General features: G+C 65.2%; 21 protein-coding genes. 10 read left to right on the top strand and 11 right to left on the bottom strand.

What is annotated here, in order from left to right; all coding sequences use genetic code 11:
- Positions 1-114 precede the first annotated feature (114 nt).
- Complete coding sequence (locus tag NLM27_RS39485) at positions 115-1,584, top strand: amidase (RefSeq protein ID WP_254148405.1); 1,470 nt, start codon at positions 115-117, stop codon at positions 1,582-1,584.
- 75 nt (positions 1,585-1,659) lie between these two features.
- On the top strand, positions 1,660-2,544 hold the full coding sequence (locus NLM27_RS39480; protein ID WP_254148404.1) for a DUF1186 domain-containing protein: 885 nt from the start codon (positions 1,660-1,662) through the stop codon (positions 2,542-2,544).
- 9 nt (positions 2,545-2,553) lie between these two features.
- Here NLM27_RS39480 and NLM27_RS39475 read toward each other — a convergent pair whose 3' ends face one another.
- Positions 2,554-2,871 (bottom strand): hypothetical protein, encoded by a 318-nt coding sequence (locus NLM27_RS39475; RefSeq protein WP_254148403.1) that lies wholly within the window; start codon positions 2,869-2,871, stop codon positions 2,554-2,556.
- Between the two features lie 145 nt (positions 2,872-3,016).
- Here NLM27_RS39475 and NLM27_RS39470 point away from each other — a divergent pair, with 145 nt between their 5' ends.
- Both NLM27_RS39470 and NLM27_RS39465 read left to right on the top strand, forming a co-directional pair.
- The gene (locus NLM27_RS39470; RefSeq protein WP_254148402.1) at positions 3,017-3,925 is read left to right on the top strand and encodes a PaaI family thioesterase; all 909 of its coding nucleotides are present in this window, start codon (positions 3,017-3,019) and stop codon (positions 3,923-3,925) included.
- Between the two features lie 68 nt (positions 3,926-3,993).
- Positions 3,994-4,359, top strand: coding sequence for a hypothetical protein (locus tag NLM27_RS39465; RefSeq protein WP_309144810.1), 366 nt, complete (start codon positions 3,994-3,996; stop codon positions 4,357-4,359).
- On the opposite strand, the gene poxB is transcribed toward NLM27_RS39465, so the two are convergent.
- The 3 genes from poxB to NLM27_RS39450 form a co-directional block, all read right to left on the bottom strand.
- The gene (poxB, locus tag NLM27_RS39460) at positions 4,356-6,092 is read right to left on the bottom strand and encodes a ubiquinone-dependent pyruvate dehydrogenase (protein WP_254148400.1); all 1,737 of its coding nucleotides are present in this window, start codon (positions 6,090-6,092) and stop codon (positions 4,356-4,358) included. The genes NLM27_RS39465 and poxB overlap by 4 nt on opposite strands.
- A gap of 79 nt (positions 6,093-6,171) precedes the next feature.
- Entirely contained in the window at positions 6,172-6,804 is a 633-nt protein-coding gene (locus NLM27_RS39455; RefSeq protein WP_254148399.1) for a 2-dehydro-3-deoxy-6-phosphogalactonate aldolase, read from the bottom strand.
- A gap of 13 nt (positions 6,805-6,817) precedes the next feature.
- Complete coding sequence (locus tag NLM27_RS39450) at positions 6,818-7,732, bottom strand: 2-dehydro-3-deoxygalactonokinase (RefSeq protein WP_254148398.1); 915 nt, start codon at positions 7,730-7,732, stop codon at positions 6,818-6,820.
- A 217-nt stretch (positions 7,733-7,949) separates the two neighbouring features.
- On the opposite strand from NLM27_RS39450, the gene NLM27_RS39445 reads away from it, so the two are divergent.
- Entirely contained in the window at positions 7,950-9,047 is a 1,098-nt protein-coding gene (locus tag NLM27_RS39445) for an LLM class flavin-dependent oxidoreductase (protein ID WP_254148397.1), read from the top strand.
- Positions 9,048-9,103: 56 nt separating this feature from the next.
- A complete protein-coding gene (locus tag NLM27_RS39440; RefSeq protein ID WP_254148396.1) occupies positions 9,104-9,658 on the top strand; it encodes a flavin reductase family protein in 555 nt (184 codons plus the stop codon).
- 1 nt (position 9,659) lies between these two features.
- Here the strand turns inward: NLM27_RS39440 and NLM27_RS39435 are convergent, their stop codons facing one another.
- From NLM27_RS39435 to NLM27_RS39410, 6 genes are all read right to left on the bottom strand, one after another.
- Entirely contained in the window at positions 9,660-11,084 is a 1,425-nt protein-coding gene (locus NLM27_RS39435) for an FAD-binding protein (protein ID WP_254148395.1), read from the bottom strand.
- A 164-nt stretch (positions 11,085-11,248) separates the two neighbouring features.
- Complete coding sequence (locus tag NLM27_RS39430) at positions 11,249-12,136, bottom strand: LysR family transcriptional regulator (protein ID WP_254148394.1); 888 nt, start codon at positions 12,134-12,136, stop codon at positions 11,249-11,251.
- Positions 12,137-12,259: 123 nt separating this feature from the next.
- Positions 12,260-14,134, bottom strand: coding sequence for a sigma-54-dependent Fis family transcriptional regulator (locus NLM27_RS39425; protein ID WP_254148393.1), 1,875 nt, complete (start codon positions 14,132-14,134; stop codon positions 12,260-12,262).
- Positions 14,135-14,369: 235 nt separating this feature from the next.
- Positions 14,370-17,672 (bottom strand): carboxyl transferase domain-containing protein, encoded by a 3,303-nt coding sequence (locus NLM27_RS39420; RefSeq protein WP_254148392.1) that lies wholly within the window; start codon positions 17,670-17,672, stop codon positions 14,370-14,372.
- A gap of 12 nt (positions 17,673-17,684) precedes the next feature.
- Positions 17,685-19,406 carry an AMP-binding protein gene (locus NLM27_RS39415; RefSeq protein ID WP_254148391.1) on the bottom strand — a complete coding sequence of 574 codons (1,722 nt, stop codon included), beginning with the start codon at positions 19,404-19,406 and terminating at the stop codon, positions 17,685-17,687.
- A 163-nt stretch (positions 19,407-19,569) separates the two neighbouring features.
- A complete protein-coding gene (locus NLM27_RS39410; RefSeq protein ID WP_254148390.1) occupies positions 19,570-21,252 on the bottom strand; it encodes a methyl-accepting chemotaxis protein in 1,683 nt (560 codons plus the stop codon).
- A gap of 353 nt (positions 21,253-21,605) precedes the next feature.
- Between NLM27_RS39410 and NLM27_RS39405 the strand changes: the two genes are divergently transcribed.
- Positions 21,606-22,106 (top strand): hypothetical protein, encoded by a 501-nt coding sequence (locus NLM27_RS39405; RefSeq protein WP_254148389.1) that lies wholly within the window; start codon positions 21,606-21,608, stop codon positions 22,104-22,106.
- An 11-nt stretch (positions 22,107-22,117) separates the two neighbouring features.
- The gene (locus NLM27_RS39400; RefSeq protein WP_254148388.1) at positions 22,118-22,591 is read left to right on the top strand and encodes a hypothetical protein; all 474 of its coding nucleotides are present in this window, start codon (positions 22,118-22,120) and stop codon (positions 22,589-22,591) included.
- Between the two features lie 141 nt (positions 22,592-22,732).
- On the opposite strand, the gene NLM27_RS39395 is transcribed toward NLM27_RS39400, so the two are convergent.
- Positions 22,733-23,332, bottom strand: coding sequence for a TetR/AcrR family transcriptional regulator (locus NLM27_RS39395; protein WP_254148387.1), 600 nt, complete (start codon positions 23,330-23,332; stop codon positions 22,733-22,735).
- A 177-nt stretch (positions 23,333-23,509) separates the two neighbouring features.
- On the opposite strand from NLM27_RS39395, the gene NLM27_RS39390 reads away from it, so the two are divergent.
- Both NLM27_RS39390 and NLM27_RS39385 read left to right on the top strand, forming a co-directional pair.
- Positions 23,510-23,887, top strand: coding sequence for a tautomerase family protein (locus NLM27_RS39390; protein WP_254148386.1), 378 nt, complete (start codon positions 23,510-23,512; stop codon positions 23,885-23,887).
- A gap of 124 nt (positions 23,888-24,011) precedes the next feature.
- Positions 24,012-24,407, top strand: coding sequence for a GFA family protein (locus NLM27_RS39385; RefSeq protein ID WP_254148385.1), 396 nt, complete (start codon positions 24,012-24,014; stop codon positions 24,405-24,407).

Genomic DNA, 24,407 nt, shown 5'->3' with positions numbered 1-24,407 from the left:
ACGTCTGCTCCCCGCCACCTCTCCGCCCCATGCAACCCTGCCCCTCGCGCCGGCTCAGTTGATTAAGGCGGGCCCTTGCTAAAGGAAGGTGCCGCATCAAGGGGATTTGACGACATGACTTTGCCGATGACCTGGAATGAATGGGCGCAGCACGACGGCATGGCGCTGGCCGCCCGCGTCCGCAAGGGCGAGCTGACCGCGAAGGAACTGACGCGCCAGGCCGCCGCGGGCGTCGCCAAGGTCAACCCGGCGCTGTCGGGCGTGGTCGAGCTGTTCGAGGACGTGATCGCGGACCCCGCCAAGGACGGCGCCAACCTCTCCGGCCCGTTCGCCGGCCTGCCCTTCCTGATGAAGGATCTGGGACCGACCATGAAGGGCCGGCTCCAGGAGATGGGCTCGCTGTTGATGCGCGGCAATCGCGCCGGCGCCGACACGTTCCTGACCGGAAAATTCCGCCAGGCGGGGCTCAATCTGATCGGGCGCACGACGACGCCTGAATTCGGCGTGTGCAGCTCGGCCGACAATCCCGCGGTCTACGTCACGCGCAATCCCTGGAATACCGACTACACCACCTGCGGCTCATCGGCGGGCAGCGCCGCGATGGTCGCCGCGGGGGTGGTGCCGATCGCGCATGCGACCGACGGCGGCGGCTCGATCCGCATTCCCGCCGGTGTCAACGGCAATATCGGACTGAAGGTCTCGCGCGGCGTGTTCTCGCTCGCTCCGCACATGTCCGATCTCACCGGCCTCGTCTCGATCCAGGGCTGCCAATCACGCTCAGTACGCGACACCGCGGCCTTCGTCGATCACGCCCGCGGGCCTGCCCCCGGCGAGTTCATGCCGTTCTGGACCACGGCGCAGCCCTATTTCGAGATGATCAAGCGCGATCCCGGCAAGCTCCGTATCGCGCTGTCGCACACCTGGGGCGACTACACCGCGACGCCCGAGATCACAGCCGAGTTGGAGAAGACCGGCCGCTTCCTCGAAGGTCTCGGCCATCACGTCGACTACGCCCTGCCCGAGCTCGACTTCCGCGCCGCGTTCGCGGCGCAGACCACCTGTTACATCTCGAACTTCGCCGTAGTAATTTCCAACATGCTCGCCGCACGCGGGCTGGAAAAGCCGCCGGAAGATCTCATCGAGCCCATGAACATCCGGATCTGGGAAGCCGGCCGGCACACGAGCTTCGCCGAACGCGCGAAGATGCAAGGCGTGTTCAACACGACCTCGCGCGGCTTCGGCAGCTTCTTCGAGCAGTGGGACGTGATCCTGACGCCGATCACCGCGCTGCCGACGCCGAAGGTCGGCACCAGGGAATATCTCACCATCTCCGACAATCCAGACGTGCTCGACTGGTTCGGCAATCTCTGGCGCTTCTTCGCCTTCACGCCGCTCGCCAATCTCTGCGGCATGCCCGCGATCTCGATGCCGATGGCAGCGCAAGAGCACGGCCTGCCGCTCGGCATCCAGGCCATCGCCAAACAGGCCAATGACGGCCTGCTGCTGCAGCTCGCCGCCCAGATCGAGCGCGCGCTCGACGGCAAGTGGAACGGCGGCAGGAAACCGAAGGTGCATGTGGGCTAGGGGCGATATCGCTCGACCTGAGCCGCCTCTCACGTCACTCTCGATATCTCAGGTTCCCTGACGGCGAGTACGCGAATGGAAGCTCATGAGATTCTCGAAAGATTGAGCGCATCGGAGGGACTTCCCACCGAGGCAATCCTGGCCGCACGCGCCAACCGCGAGGCGGTGATCCCGGTGTTCATTGAGGCCTTCGACCGCTTCGTGTCGTCCGGTCCCGCATCAACCGATCTCGGCCTCTTCTTCGCGTTTCATCTGCTTGGGGAATGGCGAGCCCAAAGTGCCTATCGCACCCTTGCAAAATTCCTGCAGGTGCCGGGAGAAGCTCTTGAACCAGTCTTGAGCGATGCCAAGGTTGCTACGTCTCATCGCGTGATGACAGCTGTCTTTGACGGTGACCCCAAGCCTTTGGAGGACATCGTCTACACGCAGGCGGCTGACGAATTCATCCGCTCGCGCATGATAGAGGCTATCGCGCTTCTGACCTTGGGCGGCCACCTTTCGCGCGCATGGACCGAACAATTTCTGCGAGAGTGCTATGATCGGATAGAGCTACAAGACGGTTGTTACGCCTGGTACGGCTGGCAGCAATCGATCGCATGGCTCGGATTAGACGATTTGAAGCCGCTGGTGCAGCAGGCTTTTGTGCGGGGATCCATCAACGAGGACTGGCTCTCGTTCAAGGATTTCGAGAAAGACCTACGGCATGCGATTGATCATCCAGGCGAGCTCCCACCCCGCCTGGCCCGCGAGCAGTCCCCATTCCAGGACACGATCCTCGAACTATCGGAATGGGCAGCATTCAACCCGAAACATCTGGCCCAACAGAAACGTCTTGGCTCGCTGTCGCTCAACGATTCGCACGCCAATCCGTTTGCGAAGGTCGGCCGCAACGATCCCTGTCCTTGCGGCAGCGGCAAGAAATTCAAGAAGTGCTGCCTGAACGCGGATTTTGCCGGCTGACCCGCCGCCTCAATTCTTCATCGCCGGAATTTCCTCATTCGGCTGCTGCTGCCCCTGCTTGTACATCGCCAGCGCCTTGTCGAGCGCTTCGCGCAGCGCCAGCGCAGCGGCAACGCTACAGCGCAAATGCGCGGTCTGGACCACGTCGACCCTGACGGCGGCGCCGACCGGCATCAGGAGATTTGCGGCGAGCTCGATCTGGATCGCGCCGTTGTGATGGCCGAAACAGGAGGCACCGTCGAAATAGATGATCGGCGCCCGCTCCGAGCTCGAAGTCGAAATGGTGACAGGCCCCTGGGCGGTCGAGGGCGTTTCGGGGTCGGCCATGGACGCTCCTTGCGGCTAGTCGAACGAAACAAGCACCCACCATCGTCGCTTCGGCCCGCCCTGTCGAGGCCAAACCGCCCGAAGCCGACCTGCGAGGGCCATTCGGGGTTTTGCGCGACGCCCGGCGCTGGTCTAGAACATCGTCATGTCCACTCTACCCACCACGCTCCCCTTCGAGGAACTCGCCGAGGCGATCCAGGGCCGCCGCTCCGATTACGGCCATATCAGCGGGCTCAAGCTCGACCGCTTCGCGCCTGGCGAGGCCTGGTCCAGCCTGCCCTACCGTCCGGTCTTCGTCGGCGACACCCAGACCGGCGTTCTCCATGGCGGCGTCGTCACCGCCATGCTGGACGAAAGCTGCGGCATGGCGGTGCAGCTCGCGCTCGACGGCACGCGCGCCATCGCGACGCTCGACCTGCGTATCGACTATCAGAAGCCGGCGACGCCGGGCCTCGACATCAAGGCGCATTCGGTCTGCTACCGTATCACGCGCTCGATTGCCTTTGTGCGCTCCACCGCCTATCAGGAGTCCGAGGACGATCCGGTCGCGACCGCGACCGCCTGCTTCATGATCGGTGCCAACCGCACCAACATGCTCGCCGACCGCCGGATGGATACGCGGGACACCCCGACGTTGGAGGCGCCGGAGGATCCGGAAGGCCCATTCGCGCGTAGCCCGTTCGCGCGCTGCCTCGGCATTCGCGTCAACCAGGACGGCACGCTGACGATGCCATTCTCGCCAAAGATCATCGGCAATCCGATCCTGCCCGCGATCCATGGCGGCATGACCGGCGCTTTCCTCGAGACCACCGCGATCATCGGGGTGGCACGCGAGCTCGGCGCGGCCGCCCCGCCCAAGCCGATCGGCCTTACCGTTAACTATCTGCGCTCCGGTCGCGCGCTCGACACGTTTGCTAACGTCTCGATCGTGAAGCAGGGCCGGCGCATCGTGGCCTTCGAGGCGCGGGCCTGGCAGGACGATGCGAACAAGCCGATCGCCACCGCCTTCGGTCATTTCATGCTGCGGCCGACGCCTGGAAGTGACGAGGAATAGGCGTATTTTACTTGACGGCCGGGGTCTGGGGCCACAACGATAGCGTGTTCCCCGCGAGAGGTATTGGGTTGCGGCATCCGCTCGACATCATCGCCATGTTCGCCGCACTCTGGCTGCTGGCCGCGATGGTGCTCGACGCACTGACACCGAAGGAGCTGACAGCGGTGATGATCGCCATTGCGATCGGGCCCGCCACCGTCATCACCGCCGTGTTCTATTACCTCCGCTGCCCGCGCCTTGATTTTGCGGTGATGTTCGCAGCACTGTGGCTGATCTCCGATATCGCCATGGCGTTCGTCTCACAGACACAGCTGCCGCATTTCCTGATCGCACTGGGCTTCGTACCGGCGCTGCTGATCGGCATCGTGCTGCACTGGCAGCGCTTCCAGCACCGCCACGAGCGGCTGCCCGCGCCTTCGGTGAAGCGGGGCTAACGCGGCAGCAGATTCGTCTTGGCGAGATCGAGCACCTCGTCGCCGCGGCCGTTCATCACCGCGCGCAGCACCCAGAGGCTGAAACCCTTGATCTGCTCGGGCGTGATGGTCGGAGGCATCGACAGCTCCTGCTTGGCAGTGACGACGTCGAGCAGCGCCGGCCCGTTGTGGGCGAGCATCTCCTTCATCGCGCCGGGGAGCTCGCCGGGGTCCTCGACGCGTTTGGCGAAGATGCCCATCGCGCGCGCCATCGCGGCGAAATCGGGGTTGTCCAGATCGACATTGGTGTCGACGAAGCCCGCGGCCTTCATCTCCAGCGCGACAAAGCCGAGCACGCCGTTGTTGAAGACGACCACCTTTACCGGCAGCTTCATTTGCGTCAGCGTGATCAGATCGCCCATCAGCATGGTGAAACCACCGTCGCCCGAGAGCGAGATGACCTGGCGGCCGGGTTGCGCGGCCTGCGCACCGATCGCCTGCGGCATGGCGTTCGCCATCGAGCCGTGCACGAAGGAGCCGATCAGTCGGCGGCGGCCGTTCATGTCGAGATAGCGCGCCGCCCACACCGTCGGCGTGCCGACATCGGCGGTGAACACCGCATCATCGCTCGCATGGTCGCTGATGACTTTTGCGAGATATTGCGGATGGATCGGCTTGGTCCCCGGCGTACCCTTGGCGAGCGAATCGAGCCCTTCGCGGGCCTTCTTGTAATGCGCGATGGCGTCGTCGAGATGCTTGCGCTGCGTCTTGGTCTTCAATAACGGCAGCAGCGCCTCGATGGTGAGCTTGACGTCGCCGACGAGGCCGAGATCGATCTTGCACCGCCGTCCCAGATTTTCCGGACGGATGTCGATCTGCACCACCTTCGCATCGGTCGGGAAGAACTGCTTGTAGGGAAAATCAGTCCCGAGCATCACCAGCGCGTCGCAGGCGTGCATCGCCGCATAGCCCGAGGAGAAGCCGATGAAGCCGGTCATGCCGACGTCGTAGGGATTGCCGTATTCGACATGCTCCTTGCCGCCGAGCGCATGCACGATCGGGCTCTTCAGCGCCTCGGCCAACTGCATCAGCGGCGCGTGCGCGCCGGCGCAGCCTCGGCCGCAGAACAGGGTGATGCGTTCGGCGCCGTTGAGGAGATCCGCAAGAGCCTTCACCTCATCGGCCTGCGGTACGACCTTCGGCGGCGCCAGCGCAAGGCCGCGCGTCGTCGACAGCGCGCGCTTGGGTGGGCTACGGAAAGCGACATCGCCAGGCATGGCGACGACGGCGACGCCGCGCAGGCCCACCGCCGCGCGAATGGCGTTCTCCAGCACGTAAGGAAGCTGGCTCGGATCGGAGACCAGCTCGCAATAATGGCTGCATTCCCTGAACAGGTTCTGCGGGTGGGTTTCCTGGAAATAGCCGCCACCAATCTCGGCCGAGGGGATCTGCGCCGCGATGGCCAGCACAGGGACGCGGCTGCGATGCGCGTCGAACAGGCCGTTGATCAGATGCAGATTTCCGGGGCCGCAGGAGCCGGCGCACACCGCAAGGCTTCCCGTCATCTCGGCCTCGCCGGCGGCGGCAAACGCCGCGACCTCCTCGTGGCGGACATGGATCCAGTCGATGGTGCCGCGGCGGCGCAGCGCCTCGGTAAGTCCGTTCAGGCTGTCGCCGACGATGCCGTAGATGCGCTTGACGCCGGCCTGTTCGAGCGTTGCCACGAACAGATCGGCTATGTTGTTGATCGCCATGTCGGCCTCCTGATCTCGCCGGTAGGCAAGATAGGATAAGGCACGACCGTGACGCCATCACGGCTTGTTCATCACAAGCTCAGTCTTTCGCAATCGCCCGATCGTAGGCCGCGATGGTCGTTTTCGCACATGCCGCGACATCGGCGGCCGACATGCCCGGCTTGTAGAGGCTGGAACCGAGCCCGAACGCTGTCACGCCGCCCTTGATGTACTCCGCAAAATTCTGGTCGGAGACGCCGCCGACGGCGGCGATCATCACGCCCGCGGGCAGCACGGCGCGGATCGCGGCGATGCCGGACGCACCGAGCACGCTCGCCGGAAAGAACTTCAGGCTCGAGGCACCCGACCGCGCCGCCAGCAGCGCCTCGGTCGGCGAGAACACGCCGGGCATCGTTACCATGCCGTGCTGATGCGCGCGCGCCAGCACTGCCATATCGACATTCGGCGAGACCATGAGCTTGCCGCCGACATCGTTGAGACGATCGACGTCTGCCGCCGTCAGCACCGTGCCGGCGCCGATCAGCACGCCGGCCGGCGCGAGCTTCACCGCGAGCCCGATCGAGCGAAACGGATCGGGCGAATTCAAGGGAATCTCGATCGCGGTCATGCCCGCTTCGATCAGCACGCCGACGATCGCCTCGGCTTCCTCTGGCTTGACGCCGCGCAGGATCGCGACCAGCGGGCGCTTCATCGGCGGAAAGGGAACGCTCATCTCGGTCATCCTCTCACTTCGTCCAGATCGCCGCAGCCGCCATCGATAGCCCGCGGCGGACCGCTTCATCCGCATCGATCGGGGTCGCCGCCACCGACAACGCATCGAAGGCGAGCCAGTACAGCATTGCAAGCCGCCCCGAGGCGATCAGCGTGACGCCTGCTTTCGGCACAGTGCCGGCAAGCCCTGCAGCGAGCTCGGCACCGATCAACGTTCCCGACAGCGTTTCGCGCGCCGCGGCCGGCGTGCCGCCGAACAGCAGCTGACGCGACCGCGCGGTGAACAGAAGATTGGTGGCGAAGGCCGGAGCCTTGAACGCTGCAACCGCCGCCGTCTTGAAGCTTGCGACGTCTTCGGCGTCATCGGCGCCGGCAACCGCAAGCGACAAAATCGTCTCGCGCGAGACAACGCTGAAGAGCTCGCCGGTCATGAAGGTGGAGAAATGTTCGACAATGCCGTCCTTCGCCCGAACCCATTTCGAATGCGTGCCGGGCATGCAGACCAGCGCCTCGCCGGCGGTATCGAGACCGAGCGCGCCGAGCAATTGCGTCTCCTCGCCGCGCATCACGTCCGGAGCTTTTGCATCGCGCTGCGCGATGCCCGGCAGGATGCGGATGTCGCGCGCCTCGCCCGGCACAAGTGCGGCCTGCTTCAGGATGGCCGCCAGGGGCGCCGGCGTGTCGACATAGCCGGCCTCGACCCAGCCGGTTTTGGCGCCGGCCATGCCGCAGACGAGAACCGGCAGATGATCCGGCGCCTCGACCGCCGCAAGATGCGATTGCAGCACGGCGGGAAAACCGGCCTTGGCCGCAGCCAGCATCCCCTCGCCGCTGCGACGCTCCGCCAGCACCTGGCCGGCAAGGTCGATCAGCCAGAGCCTGAAGCTGCTGGTGCCCCAGTCTACCGCGACATAGGCCGGTTCGGTCATCTCAACGCGTATCCTCGTCTCACGGCCAAGACGCCGTCTCGCGACAGTGAGACGACGCCTTGCAAGTCTGCCCCGGGATATCGGCTATTGCGGCCGCAAACCAGCTCTTTCTCGCAAGCCTGAGCCCCTATCGCGCTGGCACATCCCTTGCTGGAGCCTCCCCACTCGGATCCGTGAACCGCGCAACAAGACGCGTCAACATCAGATGAGGAGACCCATGGAGATCGGCTATTTCACGATGCCTTCGCATCCGCCGGAGTGCGGCTTGAAGGAAGGAAACGATTGGGACCTGCAAGTCATGCGCTGGCTCGACGAGCTCGGCTACCAGGAAGCCTGGGTCGGCGAGCACCATACCGCGCCGTGGGAACCCAACCCCACGCCGGACCTCTTGATCGCGCAGGCGCTGATGCAGACCAAGCGCTTGCGCATCGGACCCGGCGGCTTCCTCTTGCCCTATCACCACCCGGCCGAGCTCGCTAACCGAGTCGCGATGCTCGACCATCTCTCCGAGGGCCGGCTCAATTTCGGCGTCGCGGCTTCGGGGCTACCGAGCGACTGGGCGATGTTCAACGTCGACGGCATGAGCGGACAGAACCGCGACATGACGCGCGAAGCGCTGGAAATCATCCTGAAGCTGTGGACCGAACCGGCCCCGTTCACCCACAAGGGCAAGTTCTGGACGGTGACCAAGCCGGACACGATGTTCGACTTCCTCAAGCCGCACATCAAGCCGCTCCAGGCACCCCATCCGCCAATCGGCGTTGCAGGACTATCGAAGAACTCCGACACGCTGAAGCTAGCAGGCGAGCGCGGCTTCATCCCGATGAGCCTCAACCTCAACCCGGCCTATGTCGGCAGCCATTGGGACTCGGTCGAGATCGGCGCCGCCAAGACCGGGCGCAAGCCGAACCGGCAGGACTGGCGACTGGTGCGCGAAGTCTTCGTTGCTGACACCGATGAAGAGGCCTGGAAGCTCTCGACCGGCGACATGATGGGCCGGATGATGAGCGAATACTTCCTGCCGCTGCTCGGGCATTTCGGCTTCAAGGACTATCTCAAGCACGCGCCCGACGTGCCCGACAGCGACGTCACGGTCGAATATTGCGCCAAGCGGAACTGGATCGTCGGCTCGCCGTCGACGGTCGCCGAGAAGATCGAGAAGATCTACGACGAGGTCGGCGGCTTCGGCGTGCTCTTGGTGTTCGGCTTCGACTACAAGCACAAGGCGGAAGCCTGGCATCACTCGCTGTCGCTGCTCAGTAACGAGGTGATGCCGCGCCTGACGCATCTCGGCTCCGCGAAGAAGGCGGCTTGACCGCCAATGGGTGCGGCGCGATCGTGCCGCACCCACCCACTTCCGGAGATTTCCGCGTGACGGTCGACGCCAAGGATTTCAAGCAGGCGATGCGCCAATGCGCCGGCGCGGTCGCGCTGGTGACGGTCGGCGCCGAGCACGGCAAGCGCACGGGATTGACGGTAACCTCGGCCTGCTCGCTCTCCGACAATCCGCCATCGCTGATCGTCTGCGTCAACCGCAACGCCAGCGCGCATCGGCGCATTCGCGAGGAAGGCGCCTTCGCGATCAACTTCCTGCACGAGGATCACGCCCTGCTCGCCCTCACCTTCAGCGGTCAGAAGGGCGTCAACGGCGACGACCGTTTTGCCTTCGGACAGTGGGCGCGGGGCGAGACCGGCGCGCCGGTGCTGACGGACGCAGTCGCGGCATTCGACTGCGTGCTGGCGCAGGAGTTCGAGACCAAGACGCATTCGATCTTCGTCGGCGAGGTGCGCGGCGTGTCGCATTATGATGGGGCCGCGCCGCTCGTATATCTACGCAGCAGCTTCCACACGCCGCGGGAGATGCGCGAAGTCGTTTCGGTCGGCGACCTCGATTCGCGGCATTTGAGCTGGACGGATTTCTCCTGACCTAGAACAGATCATATCCGGGCGTGAGGATACCACCCGGATCGTGACGGCGTTTGGCTTCGCGCAGCAGCGTCCATCTTGGGCCGAAATGATCTTCCCAATCCCGTGGCGACATCGCAAGCGCGCTGACCGGGTACAGCATGCCGCCCGCGCCGCGAATACGATCGTACAGCATACGGTTGCGAGCGACCTGCCGGTCTGCGTTCGCCTTGTCCGCGGACACCGGGATGCGGATGAGATTGAACGGGAACACGACGCGCTCGTCAGGCAATCGCAGCAGGGGCGTACGGCATCCGTCCGTTAACATCGGGTAGTAGGTGATCCGCCCGAACGGGCCGAGATCATCGCCGTTCAGCCCGGCAATGACCTCGCTTGCGACCTCGAGCGCGTCGCTGCCGCGCAAATAGGTCAGGAGCCAGGGATGCGGATTGAACCATTGGCCATTCGACCGCAGAAGCTTTTCGAGCTTTGCGAACACATTGGCGTCGTCGCCGAAAGCCATGTCGGAAGCGGTCTCGTGCTTGTCGGACAGGCCAGCAAGCAGAGCCTTTTCGTCGAGCGGCTTACTGCCGCCGTAAAAGACACCCGCCTCCAGTTGATAGCGCCAGCCGCCGGTCCCGTCGGGCACGACGGCGCCCTGCAACTGATCGAAGCGCGACTCCGCCAGGACGCGTCGCTGATCGGCGGTCAGTGCAGCAAGATCGGGATAGTACAGCACATAACGCCGGACACGTTCGGGTGCGCGCATCAGCGCGAGCGTCGCTCTGGTGATGATCGCGCATTGCGCAAGGCCGGCTCGAACGGCATCGAAGAGTTCAGCATGCGAAGCCGGCGAGCAGGTCAGCTCCACGCCCTCACCGGTGACGATGTCGAGTTCCAGAACCTGGTCGGTCTGGAGCCCATGCCGGGACGACGACCCGCCGATCCCTCCAACGGCGAGCGTGCCGCCGACGGAGAGGCCGAGGTAGTTGGTCAGGACCGGCGGGACGAGTCCCTTGGCTAGCGTCGCGTCGAGCACCGTGTGCCAGGTCGCTCCGGCGTCAACGACGACGCGGTCCGGCTCGATCCGATGGATTGCTGTCAGCGCGCCGAGATCCAATACGATGCCGTCTTCGGCCATGGCCCGGCCATAGGTCGCATGGCCCTGCCCACGTGCCGCAACCTTCAGCCCCTGTTGTTTTGCCCAGCGCAAGACGTCGGCGACCTCGCCGCTGGTCGCGGGCCTGCAGACGGCCCGCGGCCGCCTGCAAATGATGTGGCCGAAATCCCGCGCGGCCGCCGCACGAGATTCTACGTCGTCCGCAAGTGAGGCCTTGGGCGGTCGTGGGTCGTGCGCCCCTTGCGGCTGACCGGCGAAGGTGGCGGAAGCGAGCGTTGCGGTAACGCTAACGCCCGCGTGCAAGAGTGTACGTCGATTGGGAGTCATGGTGCAGTCCTTTGCGCAGCGCCGGGTGGATGTGCCCCGCACTTGAAGCTGCGATCGACTGCTTGCCGGGACAACCGGCGCGCCGTGGGATAGACATTCCCGCCAGCCGGTAGAATGACGTGTTCCGGAACCGCGCACGCGCAAAGAGATCATTGGCGCCGGCGTCAAAGCCGCTCGTGCTTCAACTTCTCCGCCAGCAGATCCACGAAGAGACGGGTCTTGGCGGGCGGAATCGCGCTCGGCGGAAACACGGCGTGCACCGGCATCCTGGGCGCCTCGAAATCTTCCAGCACGATCTCCAGTGCTCCATGATCGACGAGATCGCGGATCTGCCAGAAGGGACCATAGCCGACGCCGATGCCATGACAGGCGGCGGTATGCAGAGCCGTGGTATGGTCGGCTCGAAAGCGGCCGTTCACCGGCACCGTCTTCACCTCGCCGCCAAGCTGGAAGCGCCACATGTCCGTGTTTGCCCGGCCGGTGTCGCGCATGATGCATTGATGGTCGGCCAGATCGTCGGGATGCCGTGGGCGGCCATGGCGTGCGAAATAGCCGGGCGCGCCATACACGACCGTACGCAATTCGCCGAGCCGCCGGACCTTCAGCGACGAATCCGGCAATTCCCTGATCCGGACCGCGAGGTCGAAACCATCCCCGACGACGTCGATCGGCCGATCGGACACGTGGAGATCTGCCTCGATCCGCGGATAGCGCGCCATGAATGCGGCGATCGCCGGCACGACGTGAGTCGATCCGAACAGAACAGGCGCGGCAACGCGCAACAGGCCGGATGGCTCGATACGCCGATTGGCCGCTTCCAGCCTAGCCTCGTTGATCTCCGCGTAGGCCGGCTTGACACGATGGTAGAACGCCAGTCCCGCTTCTGTCGCGACTGATTGCCGGGTGGTTCGCCGGACCAGTTCGACACCGACACTGCGCTCCAGCGCGGAAAGGACCCGGTTGACGGACTGGAGCGACCGTCCCAGTTGCCGCGCGGCCGCGGTCTGACTGCCAGCTTCAATGACAGCCAGAAAGACTTCGATCTCCTCCATCGAATCCTCTCCTTCTCGCTATTGGTGAAGTGCATGGTCACGCGAGTGCTTCGGCACCCGCTCACGCAAGCTGCACGAGAATTCCGGAGATCTTTCGGCAAGACCCGATCCGCGGAAACTCGTTTAGGACGAGCCCGTGTCGATCTTGAGCGCCTTGATCTTCCGATAGAGAGTCGCGCGGCTGAGCTTGAGCGCGCGTGCTGCCTCGGTCACGCGGCCGCCGTGCTTGCGCAGCGCCTCGACGATCGTGGCGCGCTCGGCCGCTGCGAGATCAGTCTCCGCTGCCCTGCCGCCGAACGGCGGCAGATCGAGGTCGGCGTCGGTAATCACCCCATCCTCCGCCGTGCAGCCGGCAAGCCGCAGCACGTGGCGGAGCTGGCGCATGTTACCGGGATAGGGATAGGCCGACAGCAAGGCCCAGGCTTCGTCCGACAGGCGGCAGTTCGGTGCTTCCTCGCATGCGATCTGGCGGATGATGTCATCCCGGTCCGCACGCTCGCGCAAGGCCGGCAAGCGCACCTCCATGCCACGCAGGCGGAAATAGAGGTCGGCGCGGAAGGCGCCCGCCTCGGCCATGCGGCCGAGATCGCGATGCGTGGCGCTGATCAGGCGGATGTCGACGGCTACGGGCTTGAGCGCGCCGAGTGGCCAGACCTCGCGGTTCTCCAGCACGCGCAGCAGGCGGGTCTGGAGCGCGATCGGCATGTCGCCGATCTCGTCGAGGAACAGCGTGCCGCCATCGGCCTGCACGATCAGGCCCTTCGAGCCGTCGCGCCGCGCGCCGGTGAAGGCGCCGGTCTCGTAGCCGAACAACTCCGCGTCGATCAGGCTCTCCGGCATCGCCGCGCAGTTCAGCGCGACATAATGGTTGCGCGCGCGGTTGCTCGCCGCATGAATGGCGCGCGCGAACACGTCCTTGCCGACGCCGGTCTCGCCGTGCAGCAGCACCGGCAGATTGTGATCGCCGATGCTCCGGAGCCGTTTTACGCTTTTGATCAGCCCGGGATCGCGGCCGGCAAGCCGATTGAGCGCGTCGAAGCGATCGACGGGTGCATCGCGGCGCGGCGCAAGCGGGCGCGTGGACGACCTTGCGCGCAGCGGCGGCGCGACACGGCCCTGGCCCAAGGCACGGCCGTCGGCGCGGCGCAGCTCGACCACATCATCCGCGCCACGCGTGCCCTGATGATCGAACGTTATGAAGCGCGACAGATCGATCCCGGATGCGATCGTGCCATCGGTGAGGCTCAGTAGGGCGCGCGCAGAACGGCAGGCACCGACGACACGCCGGTCGTCGTCATAGGCGAGCAGGCCGCTATCGCCGCCGCCGCCCGGCACGCGCGCGATCCAGGCGTTGCGGAAATGATCGCGAAAGATCGCATCCTCAATGCGGCGCGTCGCCTCCATCGTGACTGCGAGCGCAAGCTGATGCGCGGTGCGGCTGAGATCGCCGCGGCACGAGGTGATGTTCACGGCACCCGCGATGCGGCCGGTCGGGTCGAACAGCGGCGCCACCGCGCAGGAGAAGATGCCCCATTGCTCGCGAAAATGTTCGTCGCGATGCACCAGGATCGGCTTCTCCTCCGCGAGCGCGGTGCCGAGCCCGTTGGTCCCCTCGAAGCTTTCCGAGAAATTCGAGCCGGTATAGACACCCCAACGCAGGAAGATGTCGGCATCGGCGGCGCCGGGCAGCCAGCTGAGCAGAGCCGTTGCGCTGGGGTCCGCGAGATTGACGCAATAGCCGGCCTCGCGCAGGACCCGCGCGAGGTTTTCGAGCTCCGGCGTCGCGAGCCGGATCAGCTGCTCCATCGGTTCGGCGGCATGCCGGATTTCGGCTTCGGTCAGCGTCTGGGGCGGGCCCTGACGGGCCGGATCGAGCTTGTGATTGACCAGGCAGCGCCGCCAGGAATTGGCAATCCGCGAAGAGGCATCGACGTCGGCCACGTGGTCGGCGACGGACAAGACACGGGCGACATGGTTCGAGGCCGAGAGGCTGGCCATCGCGGACGTCTCCACCCTGAATTATTGTGCAAAGTCTGGCACCGCGGATGGGGATGTCAAGGGAACCGGGCCGCAGCTGCATGGCACACTGCCTCAGCGGTCGTCATGGCCGGGCTTGTCCCGGCCATCCACGCCTTTGCCACGCGTGCGAAGGAGCGTGGATGCCCGGGACAGGCCCGGGCATGACGATGTGGATATGGATTGCCTCAAGCAGCGCTGAATTGCTGCACTGCCCTCACCACGTGTCGATGCAGGGCCGCTTCTTCGCCGTCCGCACGGGCGGCTTCGGCACGGAGCGCAGGCCCGCCATGATCCAGCGCCGCGTCTCCGCGGGGTCGATGACGTTGTCGATCTCGAACACAGAGGCGATCGAGACCGCCTTGCCGTTGGCGTAGAGCTCGGCGACCTTGTTGCGGTAATAGGTCTCGCGCTCCTCGGGGTCGGCGATCGCCTCCATCTCCTTGCGGAAGCCGAGGCGGACATAGCCTTCGAGCCCCATGCCGCCGAACTCGCCGGTCGGCCAGGCCGCGGTGAAGAAGGAGGCGTGGAAGCCGCCGCCGATCATCGATTGCGCGCCGAGCCCATAGCCCTTGCGCAGCACGATGCCGAACAGCGGTACGGTGAGGCTCGCGCCTGTCACGAACATGCGCGAGACGTGGCGCACGATCGCGGTCTTCTCTGCTTCCGGGCCGACCATGAAGCCGGGCGTGTCGCAGAGCGAAACGATCGGCAGATCGAAGGCGTCGCAGAGCTGGAGAAAGCGCGCGGCCTTGTCGCCGGCATCGGCATCGATGGCGCCACCGAGATGACGCGGATTGTTGGCGATCAGGCCGAACGGCTTGCCCTCGATGCGGATCAGGGCGGTGATCATGCCGACGCCGTAATCGCGGCGCAGCTCCAGCACGGAATCCTTGTCGGCGACGAGATCGATCACGCTGCGGATGTCGTAGACGCGCAGGCGGTTCTCGGGGATGGCGCGGCGCAGCAGCCGCTGGTCGGCAGCCTGCCAGTCGCTGACCGCGCCCTGGAAATAGGACAGGTATTTCTGCGCAACGCGCGTCGCTTGCTCTTCGTCCTCGACGAGAATGTCGATGACGCCGTTCGGCGCCTGAAACGTAACAGGGCCGACCTCGGCCGGATGATAGACGCCGAGACCGCCGCCCTCGATCATGGCAGGTCCGCCCATGCCGATCGAAGCGTTCTTGGTGGCGATGATGACATCGCAGCAGCCGAGCATCGCGGCGTTGCCGGCGAAGCAATAGCCGGAAACGACACCGACCACAGGCACGAGGCCCGAGAGCCTTGCGAACTGCACGAAGGACGGGCCGTCCAGCCCGGTCATGCCGAGGCGGTCGGTGTCGCCGGGCCGGCCGCCGCCGCCTTCGGCGTAGAACACCAGCGGCACGCGCCAGTCTTCCGCCAGTGTCAGCATGCGGTCGATCTTCTTGTGGTTCATGTGGCCCTGCGTGCCCGCAAGCACGGTGTAGTCATAGGCCACGACGATGCAGCGGCCGCCCTCCGGACCAAACTTCTCGGCATTGACCGTCGCAACGCCCATGACGAGGCCATCGGCCGGCGTATTCTTGATGAGATCGTCGAGCTTGCGCCGGCGGCGCTGCGCTGCGATCGCAAGGCTGCCATATTCCATGAACGAGCCGGCATCGACGAGCTGCGCGACATTCTCGCGCGCGGTGCGCTGGTTGGTGTTGCGGCGGCGCTCGACCGAGGCGGCGCGATTTTCGTCGAGCGTATTGGCCTGGCGGCCGATCAGCTCGGCGAGATCGGGGCGGACGTGCTCGAGATCGATATCGGCTTCCGCCGCCGTGCTATCAGCCGCGACGTCGAGCGGTTCGAGATAGAGGATCGGCTCGCCGTGCATCAACGTGACGCCGTCGCCGGCAACGAGCTTCATGACGCGGCCGCCCTGCTCCGCCATGACGAGATGCTCCATCTTCATGGACTCGATCACGGCAAGCTGCTGGCCGGGGCGGACGATCTCGCCCTCCTTCACCTGGATGGTGACGATGGTCCCCTGCAAGGGCGCGGCGACCAACACCGCACCTTCGGGCACGGCTTGCGCGACGTGCGTCTCGGTGCCGTGGCCGCTTCGCTCGGTCGCCGCGAAATACAGTGGCTTGGCCGCGCCATCGGCCGTCTCGACGAGCTTTGCGATGTTGCGATCGATGAAGTCGGTCGCGATGCGGTTGGTCCTGAAATCGGGATGTGCGAGCACCGCCTGAAGGAAGGGAATGTTGGTGACGACGCCGTCGATCCGGAATTCGCGCAGCGCACGCGAGGCTTTGGCGACGACGTCATGCCAGGCTTCGCCCGGCGTATGCACGATGACCTTTGCGAGCAGCGAATCGAAGGCGGCGCTGGTCTTGTAGCCGGCATAACCAAAACTATCGACGCGAACGCCGGGCCCCGACGGCGGCTCGAACACGGCGAGCAGGCCGCCGGTCGGATGCGTCGCGCCCGTCTCGTCCAACGTCTCCATGTTGACGCGGAGCTGCATGGCATAGCCGCGCGGCTTCGGCATAGTCCCCTGCGCAAGGCCGAGGGAAGCAAGCGAGCTCCCTGCGGCAACCGCGAGCTGGGCGCGGACGAGGTCGAGGCCGAGCACTTCCTCCGTCACGGTGTGCTCGACCTGGAGCCGCGGATTGGCCTCGATGAAGGCAAAGCTGTCTTCGGCAGTGCCGTCGACCAGGAACTCGAACGTGCCGAGACTGTCGTAGGACGCGGCGGCCGCGAGCTGCTTCGCTGCCTCGATGATACGGCCCCGCAGGGCCTCGCTGAGCGAGGGGCTCGGCGCCACTTCGACCAGCTTCTGGTGCCGGCGCTGGATCGTGCATTCGCGTTCCCAGAGATGCGAGATCTCGCCGTGGCGATCGCCGATGATCTGCACCTCGATGTGGCGCGCCTGCCGGATCAGTCGCTCGGCATAGACGCCATCGAAGCCGAACGCCGCCTTGGCCTCGGACTGGCAGCGCGCATAATGCTCCGCAAGATCGGCAACATCCTCGACCACGCGCATGCCGCGACCGCCGCCGCCGGCCATCGCCTTGATGACGATCGCCGCGTTGCTGCCGAGGGACGCAAAGAACGCCGTGATCTCGGCCAGCGACGAGGGCCCGCTGGTGCCGGCGATGATCGGCACGCCGCAGCGCTTTGCCAGTTGCCGTGCCGCGACCTTGTCGCCGAACAGTTCGAGCGCCGCCGGCTGCGGCCCGACGAAAGCGATACCCGCATCGGCACAGGCCTTCGCGAACCCGGCATTCTCGCTGAGAAAGCCGTAGCCGGGATGCACGGCATCGCACCTGGCCGCCTTCGTCGCCTTCACCACCGCATCGATGTCGAGATAGGCCCGCGCGCCACGGCCGGGGATCTCGATGGCTTCGTCAGCAACACGGACATGCAGCGACAGCGCATCGTCGGCCGGATGGATCGCGACCGTGGCGATGCCGGCATCGGCCGCGGCACGCGCGATGCGGATGGCGATCTCGCCGCGATTGGCGATCAGGAGCTTCTTGAACGACATCGTAGCTCTCACTCAGACGGCAGCAGGCAGGTTTGGATTGAGGTCCTGCTTCCTCACCTTGCCCGTCGCCGTCAGCGGAAGGGCTTCAATGATGCGGACTTCCGGAACCTTGTAGACGGCCATGCGCTCGGCGCACCAGGCGCGCAGATCTTCCGCGGAGATGGTGCCGACCGCCTCCGGTTTGAGCTGGATATAGGCCACCGGCACCTGCCCCTTGTCGGGATCGTCGCGCCCGACCACGCCCGAGCCCAGCACCTTCGGATGCTGTCCCAGCAGCGCTTCGATCTCCGGCGGGAAGACGCTCATGCCCTTGACCTTGAGCATCTCCTTGCGGCGGCCGAGGAAGTGCAGGAAACCATCCTTGTCGATAGTGCCGATGTCGCCGGTGCGCAACCAGCCGTCAACGAGGGACTCTGCGGTCGCCTCCGGCTTGTTCCAGTAGCTCTTGAGCAGCGACGGCGTACGCACGCGGATCTCGCCTTCAGCACCGAGCGGCAGCAATTCGCCGGTCTCGAAGTCGGTAATCTTGAACTCGGCGCCGGGGACCGGCAGGCCGACGAAGATCGGCGCGTTGTTGAGATCGAAATCGTCGTCCTGAAAGCCGGCCGTGAAAGTGTTGGAGGTGTGGGTTTCCGTCATGCCCCAGGCCGCCTCCATCAGGATCGTGCCGGTGAGGTCCTTCCAGCGCCTGCGATAGTCGGCGTTGAGCTTCTTGACGAAAGAGACCACGCGCACCTGCTTCAACGACGACAGGTCGAACTTGCTCCAGCGCGGATGGTCCATCAGCTCGACCGCGCCGTCGACCGGCATTGCCGTGATCGTGACCTTGTACTTGTCGATCGCAGCCATCGCGCCGACGGCGTCCCAGCGCGCGAGCAGGACCAGCGTCGCGCCGGAGAACAGCGGGAAGATCAGGCCAAAGTTCTCGCCCGCGATCCAGAATTCGGGGAAGAACGATAGGAACACGCTGCTCTCGTCCGACAGGACCGAGATGCCGTAATTGGCTGCGGCGGTATAGACCATGTCGCGATGGGTATGGACACAGCCCTTGGGCATGCCGGTGGTGCCGCCGGTGTAGTTCAGCGCGGCGACATCGTCGAGGCCGGGCGGCGGCAGCGGCGTCGGTGCGGGTAGAGCGGCGAGCGCCGGCAGTAGATCAGTCGCACCGTCGACTGCGACGCGCGGCGCGCGGATTGAGTCCGGCGTGGGGAATGCCGGCGCTGCCGGCACGACGTCGGCAAAGCTGGTGACGACGATCTCGCGCAGCCGTACCTCGTTCCTGACCTGCTCGACGACGGGGATGAGCTGGTCCAGCGCGACGATCACCTCGGCCTGAGTGTCGTTGAGCTCGTAGGACAGCTCGAATGCACGCGACAGTGGGCTGACGGGGACATGGACCGCGCCGAGCTTGAGGATGCCGAAGAACACGACGTGAAATTGCGGACAGTTGGGCAGGAACACCGCAACGCGGTCACCCTTGCCCACGTCCTTCGACTGCAACAGCGCGGCGAAGCGGTCGCTCTGCTGGTCGAGCTCGGCGTAGGTGGTGACATGGCCGTAGAAGATCACGGCGGGGTGATCGGGACTGCGCTTCGCCCAGGCGCGCAGATATTCCGTCAGGGGAACTTCGCCATGCAGATAGTTCGGCAAGCGCGGCATGTCCCTGGGCCAGGCCTTGTCCCACAGGCCCCGCAAGGTGGCGAGGTAATCCTCCTCGTTGAGGCCCGCGTTCATGGCGTCTGTCCCGTGCTGCTTGTTCTTTTCGCAACGGCACGCAACGTGTCGTCACGCGACGTCGTTACACGTCGAGCACGGCAGACTTCATGTCAAGGAAAACAGTTTTCCGCGTCACGGCCGATGCCGCGCCGCGGAAAAAGTTCGTCGTGCAGCGCTTCGGTTACGCCGCCCGCACGCCCGCAACGAAGGCGCTGACCTCGTTCTCGAGCGATTGCAGCTTCTGCGTCAGCCGGCCGCTCGATTGCAGCACGAGGCCGGCGGCCTGGCCGGTCTCCGCCGTGGCATCGGTGACGCCGGAGATGTTCTGCGAGACCTGGTCCGTGCCGGAAGCCGCTTCCCGCACGCTGTGGGCGATCGCCTGGGTCGCGGCGCCCTGCTCCTCGACCGCGGCCGCGATCGACGAGGAGATCTCATTGACCTCCATGATTGTCTTGCGGATGCTCTCGATGTTGCCGACAACCTCATTGGTCTCGGCCTGGATCGCGGTGATCTGCGCGCCGATCTCGTCGGTCGCCTTCGCGGTCTGGCTCGCCAGCGACTTCACTTCGCTCGCGACCACCGCAAAGCCCTTGCCGGCTTCGCCGGCTCGCGCCGCCTCGATGGTGGCGTTGAGCGCGAGCAGATTGGTCTGCGAGGCGATCTGGTTGATGAGGTCGATGACCTCGCCGATCTTGTGCGCGGCGGCGGCCAGCCCCTGCACGGTGTCGTTGGTGCGCTGACCGTCGGCGGCGGCCTTGTCGGCCACGTTGGCAGCCTGGGCGACGCGCTGGCTGATCTCGATGATGGAGGACGACAGCTCGCCGGCCGCGGAGGCCACCGTCTGCACGTTGCTGGAGGCCTGCTGGCACGCGGTGGCAACGAAGCTCGCGCGATCGGTCGCCTTGTTCGCGGTCTCCGACATGCCGTGCGCGGCCTGCTGCATCGCGCGCGCCTCGTTGAAGACGTCGCGGACGACGGCCTGGACGCTCGCCTCGAACTTGCCGGCGAGATCGGCCATCGCCTTGCGCTTCTCGCCGTCGGCCCTCTGCTTCAGCTGCTGCTGCTCGGCATGCATCCGGCCGACCGCGGATGCATTGTCCTTGAACACGGCGAGCGCCTTGGCGAGCCCGCCAACCTCATCACTGCGACCGGTGTAGGGCACGTCGAAGGCGCCATCGCCGGAAGCGAGGCGCTCGGTCAGCGCGGTGATCCTGGCGAGCGGCCGGGTGACGCTGCGGCCGATCACGAAGGAAGCGCCGAGAACGACGACCAGCACGGCCAGACATATGTAGGCGAACGTCATCGCGTTCTGGCGGAAAGCGGCATCGACGTCATCGAGATAGATTCCGGTGCCGATGATCCAGCCCCAGGGCGCAAAGCCTTTCACGTAGGAGATCTTTCCGACCGGCTGGTCGAAGCCGGGCTTCGGCCAGAGATAGCCGTAGAAGCCCGCGCCCTGCTTGTTGACGACGTCAACGAAGCCCATGAACAGCGCGTTGCCGGCGGGGTCCTTCATCCCGGAGAGATCCTTGCCATCGAGCTCGGGCTTGATCGGGTGCATGACCATCTTGGGGGCCATGTCGTTGATCCAGAAATACTCGACCTTGTCGTAGCGCAGGCTCTTGATTTCAGCCATCGCACCGGCCTGGGCCTGCTCGCGCGAGAGCTTTCCTTCGCTCTCGAGCTTCTGATAGTGCGCCAGGATGCCGTAGCCGACATCCACCATGTGCTGGGTCTTGGCCTGGCGGTCGGCGACCATCTGCGCGCGCAGGGTCGAAAGCGCAATCGGCGCCAGCGCGGCCATGCCGAGAAGGCTGATGCCGACAATGAGGACCAGTTTGAAGCTGATGCGGGAGAAAAACATCGGTGCTCGCAAGAATTCGAAGGGCTGATATGCGAACTTATCCCGTTCCCCTTAGCAAAGCTTTAAGCATTAGGGTTCCGCCAAATGCCTGCAAAACTGCGTGGGACGGCCGCCGATCAGCCGGCGTCAAGTCGCTTCTGCCTTGTCGTTGGACGTCCCCGGAGAAAGATCGGAATTCGCCAACGCGCCCGGCATTGGAATGATTCAAGACCAGACGCGCTAAGCTTGTTTAGATCTAGAAGACCTCAATATCGCCTCTGCGAGCGTTGACTTGCGGAGGGCTCTGGCAGAACGATCGACACAGATCATCAACGCCAGCCGTGGCGTGAGCGCAGCCGAAGGCCCAAGCCTCAATGCATCAATCGACATACGCCAAGCCCCTCGACCTTCCTGCGCTGAGCGCGTCGGAGCGGCTCTTCATCTGGGGATTCAGGGCGAAGGCACGCAGTGGAAGCGCCGTCCCGACCGCGGCCGATATCCAGCAGGTGTATGACCATTTTCGCGTCGGCGACGCCGTGCCCTCGCTGGACGCCATCATCGAGGTCTTTGCATGCACGGCGCACACGGCGATCGAAGTGCACTGCCCCACCTGCCCGCGCATGTCCGACAGCGAGCACGGAATCTTGCGGGCGATTGCCGCGGCCCAGCAGGAACGCATTGACGTCGCGCGCGAGCAGTTCGAGTGCTGGCTGCCGCCGGTCGGGGCCGATTGGGCTCTCGCGCCCGTGCGTGGACTTGCGACGATCTTCCGCATGGCAGGTCTCATCCTGCCCGATCGGCACATCCGCTCATTTGCGCATGATCGGACGATGGCCATGAAAAGCTGGTTTGTGGGCAGTCCCACGCTGCACTGATGGGATCGTTGATGATGCAGGACGCGTGCGGTTCCGTGACAATCCCGGAGGCGGGCCAATCGCGGCTCGGTCCGCTCCAGACCATGCTTTCGACGCCACGAAGCGTCGAGAGCTACGATCAGTTTTCCCGGGTCGCGCTGTCGTTGTTCCGCTTCATCGGGGCGGCCTATGCGACCGGCGCGTCCGATTGCTGGGAAGCGGCCTATCGCTTCGCCGACGAGACCCCTGATATCGCCGACAGCGCGCTGCTGGTGGCGCGGGCGGCCGCCCTCGTCAGGATCCTGCGCAGCGGCGGGCCATGCGAGCTGTGCTTCATGCCGCCGTCGTGCCGGCGTCTGTCGAAGGACGAGACGGAACTGATGCGGTTGCTCGCGGTCGCCCGCAGCAAGCAGCCGGGCGAGCTCGAATCCATCGTCTGCAAGTTCGTCGGCTCCGGCAAGGAGGATGCCGCGACGCGCGCGGTCAACGCGCTTGCGTTGTGCTGAGGCTTCGACGGGTTCTAGTCGCATCTCGAGCGGCCGTGCGCTATCAACATCGCATGGAGGCGCAGAGCTCGATGCCCTCCATGAAACCTCCAGACGATCCCAGCGCAACCACCGCTGGGATCGTCATTCGGGCATGTCCACCTAGCCACCCTTCTTGCCGAGCACGAGGTCGATCGTGTGGGCGGCGATCTTGCGCAATTGCAGCTCGTCGCCGAAGGCACGTTCGAGTACGGCGAGACCGCGCGTCACCGTGATGATGTGCAGGGCCGCGGCGGCGGGATTGCCGCTGAATTCGCCGCGTTCGGCGCCGGCCGACAACGCATCCTGCACCAGAGCAGTGATGCGCGAGACGAGCCGCGCAAAAGCCTGACGCGCCTCTTCATCTAGCCCTTCGCCTTCGGACGAACCGAGCTCCATCAGGCCACGGGTGGTCGGACATCCCCGCGGCGGTGTGCCGGAACGGAAGTTGGTGATCGTCAGGTCGAAGAACGCGGTGAGGCGTTTGCGCAGTGAGCCCGCGCTGAGCGCCTTCTGCAGGGCGACGAGATACTCTCCCGCATAGCGCTCATAGGCCTGGAGGAACAGCGCCTCCTTGCTGCCGAACGCGTTGTAGAGGCTGCCGCGCTGGACCCCGGCGTCGCGCGCGATGTCCGACAACGAGGTGCCGCGCACACCCCTGCGCCAGAACTGCTCGAACGCGATCCGCAGGACGTCGTCGTGGTCGAACTCGCGCGGCCTCAAATGTCCATCCTCTTCGATTGGCGCCTCCCCCATCGGACCTGATGGGCGGGCTTATTTGACACGGTGTCAAGAATATGCTTTTTTGACGCTACGTCAAAAACCGATTGGGGTCGATCGCCGCTTCGTCAATGAGCGACCGCAAGCGGCCGGTCACGTCATATGCAAACGAGGAATTCGATGCCTCTCCTTCACATCTCGATGCGCGCCGGCAAGCCGGACGCCTATCGGCAGGCGATCCTCGACGGCCTCTACCGTGCCATGCGCGAGACGCTGCACGTGCCCGAAGGCGACGAGTTCATGACCATCAACGAGCTCTCGCCTGCGAACTTCCGTTGCGGCAACGCCTACGGCGTGAAGCGCAGCGACGACGCCGTCCTGATCCAGATCACCGTGTTCGCCTCGCGGACCGCCGATGAGAAGAAGGCACTGTATCGCCGGATCGCGGACCTGCTCGGCGAGAGCCCGGGCATCCGTCCCGAGGACGTCTTCGTCAACGTGCTCGATGCCCCCAAGGAGAACTGGTCCGTCGGGCACGGAATCGCGCAATTCGCGTGAGTTGGCCGGACGTGCCGACACCCTCTTGAGAATTGCCGGCCGGAAGGGTCTGATGGGCGGCGGAGTCGGGCTCCGCATGGCGCCTCCCCGATCCGCGTGGGTGAGGAGCCGGAGGAGGAGTGACATGGCCGCGTTCCGGGGAAGCTGCCTGTGTGGCGAGGTCGCATTCGAGGTCGAGGGTCCGTTCGATCGTTTCCTCAATTGCCATTGCTCGCGCTGCCGCAAGGCGACCGGGACCGCACATGCCTGCGAGGTCATCGTGAAGGCGGGGGCGCTGCGCTGGCTGCGCGGGGAAACATCCGTCGCACGCTTCGATCTGCCCAATGCGCGAAGCTTTGCGACCGCGTTCTGCAAGATTTGCGGCAGCCCGATGCCGCACCTTACACGCAGCGGGCGCGAGGCGATCATCCATGCCGGCGCATTCGACGAGCCGCTGGGCGCGACGCCAGACCGGCATGTGCAATGGGCCTCGCGCGCGGAGTGGTATATGCACGGCGACGGATTGACGGTGGAGGATTGA

Origin of the sequence: Bradyrhizobium sp. CCGB12, from assembly GCF_024199845.1 — a bacterium.
Taxonomy (GTDB): domain Bacteria; phylum Pseudomonadota; class Alphaproteobacteria; order Rhizobiales; family Xanthobacteraceae; genus Bradyrhizobium.
This window is presented reverse-complemented; position numbering and strand designations above follow the sequence as displayed.